This window comes from Variovorax defluvii, from assembly GCF_039541515.1.
GTDB lineage: Bacteria > Pseudomonadota > Gammaproteobacteria > Burkholderiales > Burkholderiaceae_C > Variovorax > Variovorax defluvii.
Genome location: NZ_BAABGJ010000080.1, coordinates 105,034 through 119,829, shown reverse-complemented (window position 1 = coordinate 119,829; position 14,796 = coordinate 105,034). Strand labels below are relative to the sequence as shown.

General features: G+C 67.8%; 16 protein-coding genes. 2 read left to right on the top strand and 14 right to left on the bottom strand.

Features of this window, described 5'->3' with window-relative positions; translation table 11 throughout:
• Window positions 1-38 precede the first annotated feature (38 nt).
• Window positions 39-2,417, top strand: coding sequence for an FAD-dependent oxidoreductase (locus ABEA07_RS23345; protein WP_345540874.1), 2,379 nt, complete (start codon window positions 39-41; stop codon window positions 2,415-2,417).
• An 84-nt stretch (window positions 2,418-2,501) separates the two neighbouring features.
• On the opposite strand, the gene ABEA07_RS23340 is transcribed toward ABEA07_RS23345, so the two are convergent.
• The 14 genes from ABEA07_RS23340 to ABEA07_RS23275 all read right to left on the bottom strand — a co-directional run bounded on the left by ABEA07_RS23340 (window position 2,502) and on the right by ABEA07_RS23275 (window position 13,055).
• A complete protein-coding gene (locus tag ABEA07_RS23340; protein ID WP_345540873.1) occupies window positions 2,502-2,789 on the bottom strand; it encodes a hypothetical protein in 288 nt (95 codons plus the stop codon).
• A 69-nt stretch (window positions 2,790-2,858) separates the two neighbouring features.
• Complete coding sequence (locus tag ABEA07_RS23335; protein WP_345540872.1) at window positions 2,859-3,494, bottom strand: dienelactone hydrolase family protein; 636 nt, start codon at window positions 3,492-3,494, stop codon at window positions 2,859-2,861.
• Between the two features lie 22 nt (window positions 3,495-3,516).
• Window positions 3,517-5,487 (bottom strand): erythromycin esterase family protein, encoded by a 1,971-nt coding sequence (locus tag ABEA07_RS23330; RefSeq protein WP_345540870.1) that lies wholly within the window; start codon window positions 5,485-5,487, stop codon window positions 3,517-3,519.
• A gap of 104 nt (window positions 5,488-5,591) precedes the next feature.
• A complete protein-coding gene (locus ABEA07_RS23325; protein WP_345540869.1) occupies window positions 5,592-6,032 on the bottom strand; it encodes a universal stress protein in 441 nt (146 codons plus the stop codon).
• 353 nt (window positions 6,033-6,385) lie between these two features.
• Window positions 6,386-6,595, bottom strand: a complete 210-nt coding sequence (locus ABEA07_RS23320) for a hypothetical protein (RefSeq protein WP_345540868.1) — start codon at window positions 6,593-6,595, stop codon at window positions 6,386-6,388.
• A 153-nt stretch (window positions 6,596-6,748) separates the two neighbouring features.
• Window positions 6,749-7,000 carry a hypothetical protein gene (locus ABEA07_RS23315; protein WP_345540867.1) on the bottom strand — a complete coding sequence of 84 codons (252 nt, stop codon included), beginning with the start codon at window positions 6,998-7,000 and terminating at the stop codon, window positions 6,749-6,751.
• Window positions 7,001-7,018: 18 nt separating this feature from the next.
• A complete protein-coding gene (locus tag ABEA07_RS23310; RefSeq protein ID WP_345540866.1) occupies window positions 7,019-7,441 on the bottom strand; it encodes a hypothetical protein in 423 nt (140 codons plus the stop codon).
• Window positions 7,442-7,596: 155 nt separating this feature from the next.
• A complete protein-coding gene (locus ABEA07_RS23305) occupies window positions 7,597-8,193 on the bottom strand; it encodes a PA2169 family four-helix-bundle protein (RefSeq protein WP_345540865.1) in 597 nt (198 codons plus the stop codon).
• A 107-nt stretch (window positions 8,194-8,300) separates the two neighbouring features.
• Complete coding sequence (locus ABEA07_RS23300; protein ID WP_345540863.1) at window positions 8,301-9,557, bottom strand: ATP-binding protein; 1,257 nt, start codon at window positions 9,555-9,557, stop codon at window positions 8,301-8,303.
• Complete coding sequence (locus ABEA07_RS23295) at window positions 9,554-11,116, bottom strand: ATPase domain-containing protein (protein WP_345541397.1); 1,563 nt, start codon at window positions 11,114-11,116, stop codon at window positions 9,554-9,556. Before ABEA07_RS23295 ends, ABEA07_RS23300 begins: the two co-directional genes overlap by 4 nt.
• Window positions 11,117-11,293: 177 nt before the next feature.
• Window positions 11,294-11,536: an SDR family NAD(P)-dependent oxidoreductase gene (locus tag ABEA07_RS23290; protein ID WP_345540862.1), complete on the bottom strand. Its 243-nt coding sequence runs from the start codon at window positions 11,534-11,536 to the stop codon at window positions 11,294-11,296.
• The gene (locus tag ABEA07_RS23285; protein ID WP_345540860.1) at window positions 11,533-11,994 is read right to left on the bottom strand and encodes a universal stress protein; all 462 of its coding nucleotides are present in this window, start codon (window positions 11,992-11,994) and stop codon (window positions 11,533-11,535) included. Before ABEA07_RS23285 ends, ABEA07_RS23290 begins: the two co-directional genes overlap by 4 nt.
• A 146-nt stretch (window positions 11,995-12,140) precedes the next feature.
• Window positions 12,141-12,350: a YgaP family membrane protein gene (locus ABEA07_RS23280; RefSeq protein WP_345540859.1), complete on the bottom strand. Its 210-nt coding sequence runs from the start codon at window positions 12,348-12,350 to the stop codon at window positions 12,141-12,143.
• Between the two features lie 276 nt (window positions 12,351-12,626).
• Window positions 12,627-13,055 carry an Hsp20/alpha crystallin family protein gene (locus ABEA07_RS23275; protein ID WP_345540857.1) on the bottom strand — a complete coding sequence of 143 codons (429 nt, stop codon included), beginning with the start codon at window positions 13,053-13,055 and terminating at the stop codon, window positions 12,627-12,629.
• A gap of 175 nt (window positions 13,056-13,230) precedes the next feature.
• Here ABEA07_RS23275 and ABEA07_RS23270 point away from each other — a divergent pair, with 175 nt between their 5' ends.
• A complete protein-coding gene (locus tag ABEA07_RS23270) occupies window positions 13,231-14,304 on the top strand; it encodes an NAD(P)-dependent alcohol dehydrogenase (protein WP_345540856.1) in 1,074 nt (357 codons plus the stop codon).
• Window positions 14,305-14,796 lie beyond the last annotated feature (492 nt).

Below are 14,796 nucleotides of genomic sequence, written 5' to 3'. Positions count from 1 at the left end.
GTGCAAGTCGCGGCGCGGGGCATGTATAACGAATCCCGATGCAGATCGAATCTCCCGGCGGCCCGGACACGGTGCCCGGCTCCAGGCACGTGATGGCGCACGGAATCGCCGGGGCGCGCGCGCGATCGCCGTCCGCGAAGCCGTCGGTCCGCCGGCCCGCCGCCGCGAGAGAAGTCGACTTCCTGTTGCTGGGCGGCGGGCTCGCCAGCGCGACGGCGGCGGAAGCGCTGCGCCAGGAAGGCGCCGAAGGTTCGATCGTCATCGTGAGCGCCGAGCAGCGCCTGCCCTACCATCGTCCTCCGCTGTCGAAGCGAATCCTCGTCGCCGACACGGTCCGCGAGCCGCCGCCGGTGCTGAGGCAGGCCGACTACCTTCGAATGCGCATCGATCTCCTGCTCGGGACACGCGCACTCTCCGTCGATGCGAAGGCGCACCGGGTCTCGACCGACGCAGGGCTGCTGCGCTATCGCAAGCTGCTGATCGCGACCGGCGCCAGCCCCGTGCGGCTGCAGGTGCCGGGCGCCGCGTTGCAGGGCGTCCACCACCTGCGCAGCATCGAGGACGCATGGTCCCTCCAGGCGGCGGCCCGCAAGGGCAGCAGGGCAGTCGTGATCGGCGCCAGCTTCATCGGGATGGAGGTCTCGGCATCGTTGGTGCAACGGGGTGTCCAGGTGACGCTGCTGATATCGAGGGAAGGCATTTTCCCGACCCTGCATGCACCGGAGGCATCCCGCTTCTTCGAGGCTCAGCATGCACGGCACGGCGTGGACATGGTGGCCGGCGAGGTGCTCGCGCTGGAGGGCGAGGGTCGGGTGGAAGGGGTGCGCACCTCCGATGGCCGCCTCCTGCCATGCGACTTCGTCGTCGTCGGCATCGGGGTCGCGCCGGAGATCGACTTCCTGGCGCACAGCGGCATCCAGACCGGCAGCGGCGTCCTGGTCGACCAGCGGCTGCGTTCGAGCGACCCCGACGTGTTCGCCGCAGGCGACGTGGCCGCCTTCCTCGACCGCGCCCTGCACACGCGCCGCCGCGTCGAGCATTGGGACAACGCCATCAAGCAAGGCAGGCTCGCAGCCAGGAACATGCTGGGCCAGGAACTGCCCTACGACGACGTGTCGACCTTCTTCTGCGACGTCTTCGAGACCAGCTTCCAGTTTCTGGGGACGCCCGACGACGCCACGCAGCGCAGGGAACTCGGGTCGCCGGACTCCGGCGCCTGGGCGTTGCTCTACCTGAAGGGACAGGTGCCGCGCGCGCTGTTCACCACCGGCCGCCCGGCGCAGGAGACCAGCGCGATCAGGGCCTTGATCCGCTATCGCACCCACATCGGGCGCATCGGCGGCGCGCGCTGGAACCGGCCCGGTTTCTCGATCACCGACATCCCGAGCCAGACCGTGCTGATCCTGCAGGGCGGCGGTGCCCTCGGTGCCTTCGAGTGCGGCGCGGTCCAGGCGCTGGAGCAGCGCGGCATTCGGCCGGACATCGTGGCCGGCGTCTCGATCGGCGCGTTCAACGGTGCCATCGTCGCATCCCATCCGGGCCATGCCGGCGAGGCGCTGGCGTCCTTCTGGCACGAGCTGGCGATGTCCACGCCGGAGCTGCCACAGGAACAGGCCCGGCGCCTCCTGTCGTCCACCATCGCGATGATGTGGGGCGTTCCTGCCTTTCTGCGGCCGCGCTGGCAGATGCCGGGCAGCCTTTTCACCGACCCGGCGTCTTTGACCTCCTGCTACGACACCGCGCCGATGCGCGCACTCCTGGCGCGCTACGTGGACTTCGCCGCGCTGCGCGACAGCCCGGTGCGGCTGCTCGCGAGCGCCGTCGATGTCGAGACTGCGGAGCTCAGGATCTTCGACAGCTACGTCGACGACATCACGGTCGATCACCTGCTGGCCAGCGGCAGCCTCCCGCCCGGCATGCCCTGGACGGAGGTGGGCGGGCGCCACTACTGGGACGGCGGCATCGTCAGCAACTCGCCGCTGGACCTGGTTGCCGAGCGCTGCGGCGTCGCAGGAAAAAGAATCTTCATCATCGACCTGTTCTCCCCCGAGCGGCCCTTGCCGCGCAACATGATGGAAGTGCTGACGCGCCGCGACGAGATCGGCTTCGCGGAGCGGATTCGCCGCACGAGCGCCGAGCAGGCCATGGTCGGCGACTTCCGCAAGCTGGTGGACGATGTCGTGCAGCTGCTCGACCCGGCCACGGCGGCACAGGTGCGGCAACGCCCGAACTATGTCGAGCTGATGGGCGCGGCGTCCGGGCTGGACATCGTTCGCATCGTCCGTGATGCCACGGCGGGGGAGCCGGCATCGCGCGACTTCGATTTTTCGCTTCGCTCGATCGAGGAGCACATCCTCGCCGGCCATGCGCGGACGCTGCTGGCGCTGGAGGCTTCGCGCCGCTCGCCGCGCCGGTGACGGGTCCCGTGGGATGGCCGCCGGAAGGCGCGCGCAGACCGATGCAGGGGCGAGCACGGACCGACCGGCGTGCCCGTGCCAGCCTTACTCGAAGGGGACGCCTTTGGGCTCCTGCGTGTCGCGCAGCTCCTCCGGCGCTTCGATGCCGCCGGGGTCCGCATGGCTTGACACCGCTTCGATCGAGCCACCGGGTCGCTCGTTCGCCCGTTCGATGTCGGATCGGTCCGGGCTCCATCCGTGGCTCGGGCCCGTGTCGTTCGAGTCCTTCGAGGGGATCGGGCTGTTCGCGGCGGCGCCGGCAGCGGCGCCACTTCGGCCGCGGCTTCGCCGCGCGCGGCGTCCCGAGGGCCCGGGTGCAGGTGTTCGTTTCATCGTCATACTCCTTCACCGAAAGTATCGGAAGCGGGGCATGGGAGCACCTCGATTCGCCTGCGCGCTGTCTCAGGCGGGTGCGCGCAGATGCTCGAGGAACCAGCCCCGGGCGAGGCCGGCGACCGCTTCGAGCGTGCCGGCTTCCTCGAACAGGTGCGTGGCGCGCGGCACGATCTCCAGGCGCGCCTGGCAGCGCAACCGGCCCATGGCCATTCGATTGACTGCCAGCACCTCGGTGTCCGCGCCCCCCACGATGAGCAGCGTTGGTGCGGCGACCCCGTCCAGCGCCTCGCCGGCCAGATCGGGACGTCCGCCCCGGGAGACGACGGCCTGTACGCGATCGGGCCGGCGGGCTGCCGCGACCAGTGCGGCGGCGGCGCCCGTGCTCGCGCCGAACAGGCCGATGGGCTGGCGCGCCTGCGGCAGCGCGTCGAGCGCATCCAGCGCGTCGTGCACCCGCTGCGCCAGCAGAAGAATGTCGAACACGTTGGCCCGGTCGTCCGCCTCCTGGGGCGTGAGCAGGTCGAACAGCAGGGTGCCGAGTCCTCCGCGCTGCAGCGCCATCGCCACGTGCCGGTTGCGGCGGCTGTGGCGGCTGCTGCCGCTGCCGTGGGCGAAGACGACGATGCCCCGCGGGCGATCCGACAGCCATAGATCGCCTTCCAGTTCCTGGGGGCCGATGCTCAAGCGCAGCGAGGTCGGCACGGTGGTCTCCTTCTGCCTTCGATCAAAGTCCGAAGGGATAGGTCTCCGGCAGTCCTTCGATCGTTTCGGTCCGAAGAGGCGTGATGGCGTGGGTCTGGTCGAACCAGACGTACTCGTCGAACTGCCGCGGAAGCACGGCCTGGAAATAGTGGCTCTGCAACTCCGTCTCGGGACGGTACAGGACGCCGATGGCACGTTCGAGCCGCGGCTGCGACAGGGCGGCCAGCAGGTCAGCCGACGTGGGTCGCCGCAAGGGCAGCAGGAAGTTCGCTGCCTCCGATTCGTGGAAGAGGCGCTCGTAGCTTCCGGCAAGCGCCGGGCGGATCGGCTTGACTTCCATCGCCCCGTCCCAGTGGGACGCCGCCGCCACCGTCCCTCCATGCGTTCCGAAGCCCACCAGGCAGGCGCCCTGGCCGAATTCGGCGCGGCAGAGCTGGCCGATGTTGTGCTCGCCGCGGCGCGACATGTCTGTCGCCCGCGCATCGCCGACATGCGAGTTGTGGGCCCAAACGATCGCCTTGCTCGAGGGGCCGTGGTAGGCCAGCAGCGTCTTCAGGGTCTCGAACATGTGGCTGTCGCGCAGGTTCCAGGACGCACGCGAGCCGTAGTACATGGTGCGGTAGTAGCGTTCCGCGTTCGCGACCAGGCGTGCGTTCTGCACTGCGTCGAGGAAGCGCTCCCCATCGTCCGCGGCGTAGTCTTGCCGTTTGCGCAGCAGGTCGCCGAGCATCGTGACCACTTCGCGCTCGCAACTGCGGTACTGCGAGTTCAGTGCCGCCTGCGCATAACTGGCGGGATCGGACTGCCAGGGCGTCAGGCAGCCATAGCGCCTGCGGGCGATGTCGGCAGTCTGCGGATCGACGTCCTCCAGATAGCGGACGACGGAATGGATCGAGTTGTACAGGCTGTAGAGGTCCAGGCCATGGAAGGCCACCCGCTCGCCCGCGGCGGCATGGCCGTTGCGCCCGCGCAGCCATTCGACGAAGTCGCGCACTTCCCTGTTGCGCCACATCCAGGCCGGGAAGCGGGCGAAGGCAGTCCATTGCGGCGGCCGATGCGCGGCATGGCGCACATAGTGGTCGATGCGGGCCGCATCGGGCCAATCGCCCTCGATGGCGATGAAGCCGAAGCCTTTGTGCTCGATCAGCCCGCGGGTGATGCGCTCGCGCATCCGGTAGAACTCCGAGCTGCCGTGCGTCGCCTCGCCGAGCAGCACCACGCGCGCGTCGCCGATGCGATCGAGCAAAGGTGCGAGGTCCGCGGTTTCGACGGACCCGAAGCGCTGGCACTCGCGGCCGACGGCGCCTGCCAGGCGCGCGTCGGGGGAGCCTTCACCCGCGCGGCGCCCGGCGCCGGTGTTCAGGGGGGCCAGCCTGATGTCCGCCAGGTCCTCGCGCGTGTATTCGTCCCGGCCGATGCGCGTCAGGCGGACCAGTTCGCGGACGACGGGATCGGTGCCCGCGGGCGCCACCAGGCGGCCTCCGATCGACAGTTGTTTCTTCAGTTCGCCCACCAGCCTTGCGCTGCCCGGGTTCACGAAGATGGCGTCGAAGGGCGCTTGCGCCGGCAGTCCCGCATCGGGGTCGCCATGCACGACGTGCACATGGGGACACCGCAGATCGCGCAGGATGTCGGCCGCCCTGGCAGCCGTCGAATCCACCGGCTCGATGCTGTGGACCCTGCCGCCGAGGTGGGACAGCACGGCGCTGGCGTAGCCTGTGCCGGCGCCGATCTCCAGCACCTTCGCCTGCGCGTCGATCGACAGGGCATCGGCCATCGCGGCGACGAGATAGGGCTGCGGGAGCAGCGTGCCCTGTTCGTCGATGGCCAGCGACGCGTCCTCGTACGCGAATTCCCGCAGCGGCTCCGGCAGGAAGCGCTCGCGCGGCACCGCGCGCATGGCTGCCAGCACCCGCGGGTCGCGCACGCCGCGATCGGCGATCTGCTCTTCGACCATCCGGGCACGGAGCTTTCCGAAATCGGCTTCCGACATGTCGATGCTTCCCGTTTCTCGGCGGTGTGGTGCGCGGTGGGTGATGTCGCTGCGGCCGCCGCGTGTCGGACAGCGGCCCTCAGCAGTCATTTCAATGTTTCAGCCTAGCGAAGCACCAGCACAGGCAGCGTCGAATGGGCCAGCACGTGCTGCGTTTCGCTGCCCAGCAGCAGGCGCTTGAGGCCCTTGCGGCCGTGCGAGGCCATCACGATCAGGTCGCTCTTGTGCTTCTTCGCCGCCGCGATCACCGCGTCCGCCACGAGGTTGGAGTTGACGGTGGCGGTCTTGATGCGCACGCCGGCTGCCCTCGCGCGCTGGGCGACGGCGTCGAGCCCGCGCTGTGCCGTATCGGCCCACTGCTTCTCGATGCGTGAGACGTCTTCCCTCGTGAAGGCGGTGTCTTCGTAGTAGCTCTTGGGATAGTGCGGCACGACGGTGAGCGCCACCAGGTCGGCGTCGTGCTGCGCGGCCATGGCAATGGCGCCGGCCACCGCCTTCTTGGAGAGGCGGGACCCATCGGTGGCCACCAGGATGCGCTTGAACATGATGTCGCCTGTCGAGCAAGAGTGGCGAAAGCGTAGGTGCTTGGCGCGAGACGGCCTTGATCCAGATCAAGCCTGCACCCGCCGCGCGCGAAGGCGCAGGCCATGGCGCGTCCACCGCTTGATCTACAACACGCCCCGTGCCACTAGATTGGCACCGGCGACTGCGGCACCCAACCGAGGAGCGAATCCCAGAACGTTTCGAGCCTCTGCCGCCGGGAAGTCGTCGGCGTCGTCGCCGTTGGCTTCCTCGAGGAAGCCGCGAAAGAGACGCCGCCTCAGGTCGTCGGGATGCTCACCCACCGCGACATCGCGCTCCGGCGGTGGGGCGCTGCGCGCGTGCTTCGGCGGCCGGCTCAATGCACCGTGCACGCCTGCACGCAAGGCCAGGCGAGTTCCCGGCCCATCATGGCCCGGGCATACAGGTAGTTGTTGAGCGTTGGGCCGCTCAAGGCGTCCATGTCGACCTGACCCTGCGCGTTGCAGGGAAAAACGTACCCGCGGCGGCACAGGAACAGGGGCTCGAAGCGGAGTTCCCACTCGGTGGATGCATGCGACGCGGTCATGGCGCTCTCCTCGTGCGCCCCTGTGCCGGTGGACCCGGCCGCGACGTTGGCGCCACTTCAATCTAGGCGCTGCCGTTGACTGCTGCGTGAATGCCGGACGGCGGTGAGGAACACTGTGTGAACGGATCGTGTCGGGTTTGCGAATGCATCGCGCTACTCGGGGCTGGACGAGCTCACGCACACCACTTCCGGCCACACGGCGCACGAAACGCTGTTGTAGTGCCAGCGGATCTGGGTGATGGTGGCTTCGCCTTCGGCCTCTGCATTGGCCGATGCCTGTGCCGGAATCACCATGGTCTGCCCGACCTCGGGAATGGGGCCCAGGTAGGGATGGTGTGCCGTGCCGACCTGGAATTCGCGGATGCCGCTCGATGGCGTATGGATGGTGATCTTCATGGCGTTCATGCGGCGGATCGCCGTCTCTCAAAGCGCGCTCTGTGCGGGCCAGTACAGCGTCAGTTGCGTGGCGCCCTTGCCGATGCGCAAGGTTGTCGTTCGCGAAACGCCCCCAAGGGTCGCGGTGACGCGATAGACACCGGGCGCGAGCGACACGTAGAACAGCGGACCGCAGTCCCGATAGGGGCCCAGGGGCGCATCGCGCCCCGTGGGCTCGATCGTGACCGTGACGCCCGCGAGATAGGCGCCGGTCCCTGCCTCGGCGAAGGCGAGCCGCAGGTTGTAGAGTTCCCGGCTCTGCTGCATCTCTTCGCGGCCCTCGAGGCTGATGCCGCCGGTGGCATGCGTGCCCGGGGCCAGCACCGGCGATACGGCTGCGAGTGCGGGTGGTGATGAAACGAGAATGGCGCCTGCAAGGCCGGCACCCCAAGGGAATCTGCGGGATCTCATGGCTGGTGTCCTCGGTAGCCTGACGTCGGATCATTGTTGGCGGCGCGCCAGCCTCGGTGCTTGCGCTGCATCAACACTTGCGCGGCATCGGCCATCGCAGTCCAGCTCTGTCGAGAAGAGCACGCGACGCAGGTGAGAGATCCCCGCAGCGGCGATCAGGCGGGGCGCGGGCCTTCCAGGCGAAGGTCGCGGATCCGATCGTGGTGCCGCTGAGCGCCCAGCCTCTGGTGCTCCACGAAGCTGCGCACTGCGGGCGGCAGGTCCAGCGCCAACGCCCGGCGGTAGCGCGCCAGCGCCGCGTCCTCCCGCTGTTCGCATTCGTCGAGCATCGCCTGGTCGCTCTGCGCGCCGCCGGCTTCGCTGATTCGAAGCGGCCCTCGGTCGATGTCCCCGCTCGACCTGCCCACTGTGGAGGGCGTGCCGCCAAAGCGCCAGATCAATTGGACCAGCTCGTCGGCGGCCTGGTGGCACTGCTCGGCGCGGTGATAGAACAATTCCTGAAGCAGCGGTGCAGTGGCCTCGTCCGCGCAGGCCTGGAAGCCAAACTCCTGATCGCGCGCGGTCTCCAGCAGTTCGTCGAGCACTTGCAGCACCGCTGCGTTGTCCGGCGCCCTTGTCTCCGCGTCGCCACCCAACCCGCCCACGTTCGTCGCTCGGGCCTCGCCGAGGCGGGTGTCAGGAGAACCGGCGGCCGGCTGTCCCGTCGATGGAGGGTGGTTCGTCTGGGTGGTAGCTTGATTGTCCTTGGTCATGTTGCCACTCCTGGATACCTCGGCGCGACAGAATCCTTTCAGCCGCATGGTGGTGCGATGGGGAGAAGTCTCTCGTCATCTAGGTAAGACGCGCGATGTAGGAGTCGTCACGCAACTGCTCCTTGCGGCGGGGTCGCCACCGGCAGGGAGACGTGGAAGGTCGCCCCGGCATCCCGGCCGGCGCTTTCCACCCGGATCGTTCCGCCATGGCGTTCGACGATGTGGCGGGCGATGGACAGCCCGAGACCGAGGCCTTGCGCATTCGCCTTCAGCTGCTTCATGAACGGGTTGAAAACCTGCGGCAGAAGCGCCTCGTCGATGCCGCTGCCCGTATCCGTCACCGAGACGGCGTACCTCTGAGCGTCGAGGCGCAGCCGAAGCTCGATGCGACCGGACGCCGGGGTGAACTTGACCGCGTTGGAGAGCAGGTTCCAGAACACCTGCTGCAGCCGATGCGCGTCGGCGACGATCGGCAGCCGGCCGGCTTGATCCAGATCCGGAACGACGAAGGAGATCTGCTTGGCTTCGGCATGCGGCAGCACGGCGGAAACCGCCGCCCGCAGGACGTCGCGAAGCGATGCAGGCTGCAAGTCCAGGCGCAGCTGGCCGGTGCGAGTCCGGGCCGCCTCGATGAGGTCCTCGACCAGCCGCGCCTCGGTTTGCACATGATGCTTCATGTTGACCAGCGATGCCCTGATCGCCTCCGGATCGGCGAGGGCACCGCGCAGCAGAAGCTCGATTCGCGTGCCGAGCACGGACAGCGGCGTTCGAAGCTCATGCGACACGCCGGCGAGAAATACCTCCCTCAGCCGGCTGAGCTCCTGAAGGCGCTCGACCGCCTCGGTGTGGCGGATCGTCGACTCGATCATCGTCTCCAGCAGCTCGGTGTACACCGTCATGCGCGTCTCGGGCACCGGTGACTCCAGGCGCGCCTCCGCCCAAAGCCGCACGCCGTCGACGAGAAGCTGGCGCGCGATGCGCTCGCATCCCAGCGGCGTGCCGAAAGAGGAGAACGCCCACCCGTAGACGATCGCCCCGCGCGCCTGGCCGCCCATCACCAAGGGGACGGCCTGCAGGCGCAGTTCGTCGCACACGCTGGTGTGCGCGGGCGCCCCCGTTTCGAGGACCTGCACGGCAAGATCCCGCTCGATCCTGTCGCCGAGGCGGCCCTCGTTCCAGACACCCGACGCCGCCAGCAGGCGCGCGACCTTCGACGAGGGGAACGGTCCGGCCTGCCTCTGGCCTTCGGGGTCGTAGGCGGACACGCACAGACCCGTCGCCGCGGCGAAGCGCCCCAACGCACGACGCCAGCCTTCCCAGTCCAACCCCGTCGGACGGCTCTCGGCGTCGGCGCTGTCGTTCACGGGGCCGTCTCGGGCGGCAGTTCCGGCGAGTCCGGCAATGCCTTGCCATGCGCGACGGCGTCCTCGATCACCGGGCTCTTGCGCGACGGCGAGCGGGCCAGCAAGCCGTAGTAGGACGAGAACGGCAGCTGCGGCACGGGGGTCGTCTCCTCGCCGTCGACCACCGATTCGTCGAGCAGGGAGATGCCGCCGGCGCCGATCACGTACTCGCGGGTGGTCTGGATGTTCTTGCTGCCGCGCACCTTGGGCACCGCGATCGCGCGGCGCAGACGCGTGGAGATTTCCACGTAGCTCAGAAGAATGATGTTGTCGACCAGGTGCGACCCCTTGAGTTCTTCGCTGATCTGCGAGACCCCCAGGAGTTCGGGGCTTTCGTAGTTGAAGAATGCCGTTGCAAGCCGTCCCTTGACGAAGTCCGCCAGCGCATAGAGAAAGGCAGGGGCCTGGTCAGGACTGGCCATTTCGTACACGGCCACCGAGTCGAACACGACGCAATCGATGCCTTCCTTCTCCACCAGCTTGGCCACCCGGTCGAAGTGGACGTCCAGTTCCAGTTCGAGGGGGGACTCGTAATGCATGAAGAGCGAACCCTGCCGCATCAGGCCTTCGAGGTCGAAGCCCAGGCTCGCTGCGTTGCGGATCAGCTGTCTCGGATGCTCGTCGAGGGTCACCAGCAGCGCCCGCCGGCCGGCCTTGACCGCCGATGTCAGGAACTGGACGCCCAGGACGGTCTTTCCGGTGCCGGAGATGCCGGTGACCATGGTGATCGAGCCCTCGTACAGGCCCCCGTCCATGATCAGGTCCAGCGCGGCGCAGCCGACCGAGATGCGTTCGGTCGAGGTGGGCTGGTCTTCGTCGACCATGGGGCGCGATTGGGCACGCCGGTACACAAGGATGCCCGCGCCGGCCTCGATGCGCATCGAATGGCTTCCGCTGATGAAGTCCTGGCCGCGCGACTTGACCACGGACAGCGTCCTGTGAACCCGGCGGCGCACTTCGGTGCGGGTCAGCGAAATGATGGTGTCGAAGACGAAGCGCTCGTGCGCATGGCTTTCCTGCCTGCCTTCCGCACGCTCCGCGGTGACGAGGGTCGTGACGCCAAGCCGCGTCAGCCCCTCGACGAGCAGGTGGACGTCCTCGCGGAAGGGCTTGTCGTTGCTCTCGGCGTAGAGCCGCAGCGGCGTCAAGCCGTCGATCATCAGCCTGCGCGCGCCGATGGCGGCCAACTCGGCAGTGAACGCGCCGTCCGACGAGCGAAACTCGTTGAGCAGCACCGCCGGCGAGGTCTGGATGATCTTGACCTTGCGTTCGTCGATGAGCCCTTGCAGATTCCAGTTGAATCCCCTGGCATCCCGCAACAGTTTCTCCGGGTCGAGTTCGAAGGAGACGATCACGCCGGGCTCGCCGTAATGGGCGGCGCCCGCGTAGATGAAGCCCAGACCCAGGGTGGTCTTGCCGGCCCCGGGTGCGCCCTCGACCAGGATGTTGTTGTTGCGCTGGATGCCGCCGAGAAGCACCTCGTCCAACCCTGGAATACCTGTGCGAACAGGGTCCTGCATCATTGGCAAATCGTCCTTTAGGTTTGGTTGCTTGGAAGGCTGGACTTTACTCCCTGGGGTCGACCCCCACGAGCCTGACACGAGTGCGCACCGGTGCGCATCGGGGCAACGATTCGTCGGATGCTTGCCGGCGTTCGACGGGGAGGGCACCGGCCTGGCGGCGGCGCCGCCTGCGCGCTAGATGCTGCGGCGGTGCCTGGTGAACAAGCGGGGGTCCGCCAGGTCGCCGGCGCGCCCTGCCATGCGACGCGGGTCGCCGTTGCGGCCGGCCAGGAGCATGCGGGACGGCGCCGCCAGCCTGGGCGGCGAGCGCCCCGCCAACAGCAACGATGCGCCGGCGCGCGCTAGCGCTGCGGCAGTGGCCTCTCCGATGCCCCCATAGGCCCCGGTCAGGAGCACCCGGGCATCGGGTGCCTTCATCGCTCGTCCGATGCGTCCGCTTCGCGCACGAGCAGCACCGGCACGGGACTGGCGCGTACCACCCGGTCGGCATCGCTGCCGAGTGCCAGGCGGCTGAAGCCGCGACGCCCATGCGTTCCCATGACGATCAGATCGCAACCCAGGGCGCTTGCCTCCTTGATCACGACGTCGGCAACCCGGCCGTTCGTGACTTCCCGCAGAAAGGTGTCCACGGGCACGTCCGCTTTGGCGGCCTCGCTGCGGCCCTTGGCGAGAACCTGCTCCCCATATTCGCGGACCTTGCGCAGCGAGTCCTCGAAGTTCGCGACGGACGACATCTCCAGCAGCATCGGGAAATCGTCGATGACGTGCAGCAGGCTCAGCTTGCTCTTCTGCTCCGTGGCCAGTTGCAGGGCTTCGCGGAAACCGCGCTCGGCAGTCGCGCTGCCGTCCAGAGGGACCAGGATGTGCTTGTACATGGTGTTTCCTCGTTGCCGGTCATGTTCGGGACAGCCCGCCGGCCGGCATGTCCGACGTGCCATTCGATTGGAAGGCGAGCCACAGCAAGGCGGCGCCGACCAGGACGAGCGAGGCGACGACCACCGGAATCTTCGGCAGGGTCCGCTCAGGTCGGCGTGCCTGTCTTGTCGCCGTGCGGGCAGGTGCTGATTCCGAGAAGGCCGTAGGCCGGGCAGATTCCGGCGGCACCCGTGAGCAGCGGCACGATCCCGATGTAGCCCCAGGGCCCGATGACTTCGCCGAATGCCAGCAGGATGAGGAGGACGCCCGCCGCGATGCGGACGAGGCGATCGATGAATCCAACGTTGCGGCTCATGATGCGATCCTTTCCGTGAGTCATAGGCATCCTGCCAAAGGAACGGGCCGCCGTATTTGCGCTGGATCAAGAGTGCCGGCTATCGAGGGCCGGGTGCCCGAGGACGGCAGGCAGGCCGTGGCCTCCACCTGGTGGAGCCGCAGATCGCGCAGCGCCTCTGCGTCTTCGACGTGCCTTGTCAGCGGGTGCGCGGCTGGCATCGCCGGGAACCCGCTTGCCGTTCTCGCGCGGAGCGTCGGGCCGATCGCCGGCGGAGCAGTCCGCCAGCGCCTGCTTTTACTGGATGAGGATCTTCGAGGCGGCAGCCGGTGCCTTCTTCGGCAGTTCCAGCGTGAGCACGCCGTCGACGTATTTCGCGTCCACCTTGCCGTCGTCGACGTCCTGCCCGAGGCTGAAAGTGCGGGCGACCGAGCCGTAATAGCGTTCGCTGCGCAGGATCTTGTCGCCGTTGCCCTTGGTCTCCTTCTCGCTCTTCGTCTCGGCGCTGATGCTCACGACATTGCCGTTGACGCTGACGTTGATGTCCTCCTTCTTCACGCCGGGGATGTCGGCCTTGACGGTGAAGGCCTTGTCGTTCTCCGTCACGTCGATGCGCATCTTGGGGGGCGCCTGTTCGCCTTCGAACACGGCGGGGGAGAAGAAGCGGCGCAGGGCCGAATCGAAATCGGTGCCGAACATGGGATCCAGGAGTCTGAGGTTGCTCATGATCTTTCCTTGCTATCGAAGTGGTTCACACGGCGTCGGCCGCATCGTCAATGTACGCAACGACAAGGCAGCGAGGCTTGATCTTGCGCAAGTTCGACGAGCCTTTGCCGCAACATGATCGCCATGCGCGGGCATCGCGACCCGTCCTAGACAACACCCCCGAAAGGAACTCCCCATGGCCCGGATGAAAGCAGCGATCTTCGTACAGCCCGGACGCATCGTGCTGGACGAAAAGCCGATCCCTGACGTCGGACCGCTCGATGCGTTGATGCGCGTGACCACCACGACCATCTGTGGAACCGACGTCCATATTCTCAAAGGCGAGTATCCGGTCGCCAAGGGCCTGACGATCGGCCACGAGCCGGTGGGCGTGATCGAGAAGCTGGGCTCCGCCGTGCAGGGCTTGCGCGAAGGGCAGCGGGTCATCGCCGGCGCCATCACCCCCAGCGGATGGAGCAACGCCTGCCTGTGCGGCGCATGCTCGCAGGACGGTGCCGGCACGAAGCATGGCTGGAAGCCCATCGGCGGATGGAAGTTCGGCAACACCATCGACGGGTGCCAGGCGGAGTACGTCCTCGTGCCCGATGCCATGGCCAATTTGGCGCCCGTGCCCGACGACCTGACGGACGAGCAGGTGCTCATGTGTCCCGACATCATGTCGACCGGCTTCGGCGGTGCCGAGCGTGCCGGCATCCGGATCGGGGACACCGTCGCGGTGTTCGCCCAGGGTCCGATCGGCTTGTGCGCCACGGCGGGCGCCAAGCTGAGCGGCGCCACGACGGTCATCGGCGTGGATCGGCTGGCGAACCGGCTCGAGATCGCGCGGCGGATGGGCGCGGACTTCGTGATCGACGGCAGCGCGAAGGACCCGATCGAGGAAATCATGCGCATCACCGACGGGCGCGGCGTCGATGTCGCGATCGAGGCCTTGGGCACGCAGTCGACCTTCGAGGCCTGCCTTCGCGTGCTGCGGCCGGGCGGCACCCTTTCGAGCCTGGGCGTCTACTCCGGTGACCTTAAGATTCCGCTGGGCCCCTTCGCCGCGGGGCTGGGAGACCACCAGATCGTCACGACCTTGTGCCCCGGCGGCAAGGAGCGCATGCGGCGGCTGATGGCGGTGATCCAGTCCCGCCGGGTCGACCTGGGGCCGATGGTGACGCACCGCTTCAAGCTCGACGACATCGAGCGCGCCTACGAGCTGTTCGCGAACCAGCGCGAGGGTGTGCTGAAGGTCGCCATCACGCCTTGAGAGACCGGCGCGGCGCGGCCGCGACAAGGACATCGACGGGGGACACATGGACTTGGCGTTCGGGGCTTTGTTTTGGCCTTGCTTATTGTTTGGCGCAGGAGCCTTGAATTTGGCTCTTGGGCCTTTGTTTTTGCCTTGTTGGGTGTTTGGCGCAGGAGCCGGGAATTCGCCCCGGCGGGCGAGTTACTTTCTTTGTCTCGCCAAAGAAAGTAACCAAAGAAAGGCGACCCCACTGCGCGTGTCCCTGCGCTTCGCTACGGGCAACCTGCGGTGCTCGCACATCCGGCCCCGCCGCAGAACTCGCTACGCGCCCTTCGGGCGCTACGCTCAAACAGCTGCGGCGAGCTAGACAACGAAGCACGCCTGTCCTTCGGCAGGCGTGCGGGCCGGATGCACTGCGCTCCTCGGCACGCGCAGAGGGGATGGAACTCCAACGCGCCATGGCGCGTACTTGTGTGGGGGGTGGGAAGGCGTATGTTGCGGGTCTTCTCA

Excerpts from the sequence above, each read along its gene's own strand:
- ABEA07_RS23315 (WP_345540867.1), bottom strand. The coding sequence starts at position 7,000 with ATGAACGCCATGAAGATCACCATCCATACGCCATCGAGCGGCATCCGC.
- ABEA07_RS23280 (WP_345540859.1), bottom strand. The coding sequence starts at position 12,350 with ATGAGCCGCAACGTTGGATTCATCGATCGCCTCGTCCGCATCGCGGCG.
- ABEA07_RS23305 (WP_345540865.1), bottom strand. The coding sequence starts at position 8,193 with ATGACCAAGGACAATCAAGCTACCACCCAGACGAACCACCCTCCATCG.
- ABEA07_RS23325 (WP_345540869.1), bottom strand. The coding sequence starts at position 6,032 with ATGTTCAAGCGCATCCTGGTGGCCACCGATGGGTCCCGCCTCTCCAAG.
- ABEA07_RS23295 (WP_345541397.1), bottom strand. The coding sequence starts at position 11,116 with ATGCAGGACCCTGTTCGCACAGGTATTCCAGGGTTGGACGAGGTGCTT.
- ABEA07_RS23290 (WP_345540862.1), bottom strand. The coding sequence starts at position 11,536 with ATGAAGGCACCCGATGCCCGGGTGCTCCTGACCGGGGCCTATGGGGGC.
- ABEA07_RS23320 (WP_345540868.1), bottom strand. The coding sequence starts at position 6,595 with ATGACCGCGTCGCATGCATCCACCGAGTGGGAACTCCGCTTCGAGCCC.
- ABEA07_RS23310 (WP_345540866.1), bottom strand. The coding sequence starts at position 7,441 with ATGAGATCCCGCAGATTCCCTTGGGGTGCCGGCCTTGCAGGCGCCATT.
- ABEA07_RS23345 (WP_345540874.1), top strand. The coding sequence starts at position 39 with ATGCAGATCGAATCTCCCGGCGGCCCGGACACGGTGCCCGGCTCCAGG.
- ABEA07_RS23340 (WP_345540873.1), bottom strand. The coding sequence starts at position 2,789 with ATGAAACGAACACCTGCACCCGGGCCCTCGGGACGCCGCGCGCGGCGA.
- ABEA07_RS23285 (WP_345540860.1), bottom strand. The coding sequence starts at position 11,994 with ATGTACAAGCACATCCTGGTCCCTCTGGACGGCAGCGCGACTGCCGAG.
- ABEA07_RS23330 (WP_345540870.1), bottom strand. The coding sequence starts at position 5,487 with ATGTCGGAAGCCGATTTCGGAAAGCTCCGTGCCCGGATGGTCGAAGAG.
- ABEA07_RS23275 (WP_345540857.1), bottom strand. The coding sequence starts at position 13,055 with ATGAGCAACCTCAGACTCCTGGATCCCATGTTCGGCACCGATTTCGAT.
- ABEA07_RS23270 (WP_345540856.1), top strand. The coding sequence starts at position 13,231 with ATGGCCCGGATGAAAGCAGCGATCTTCGTACAGCCCGGACGCATCGTG.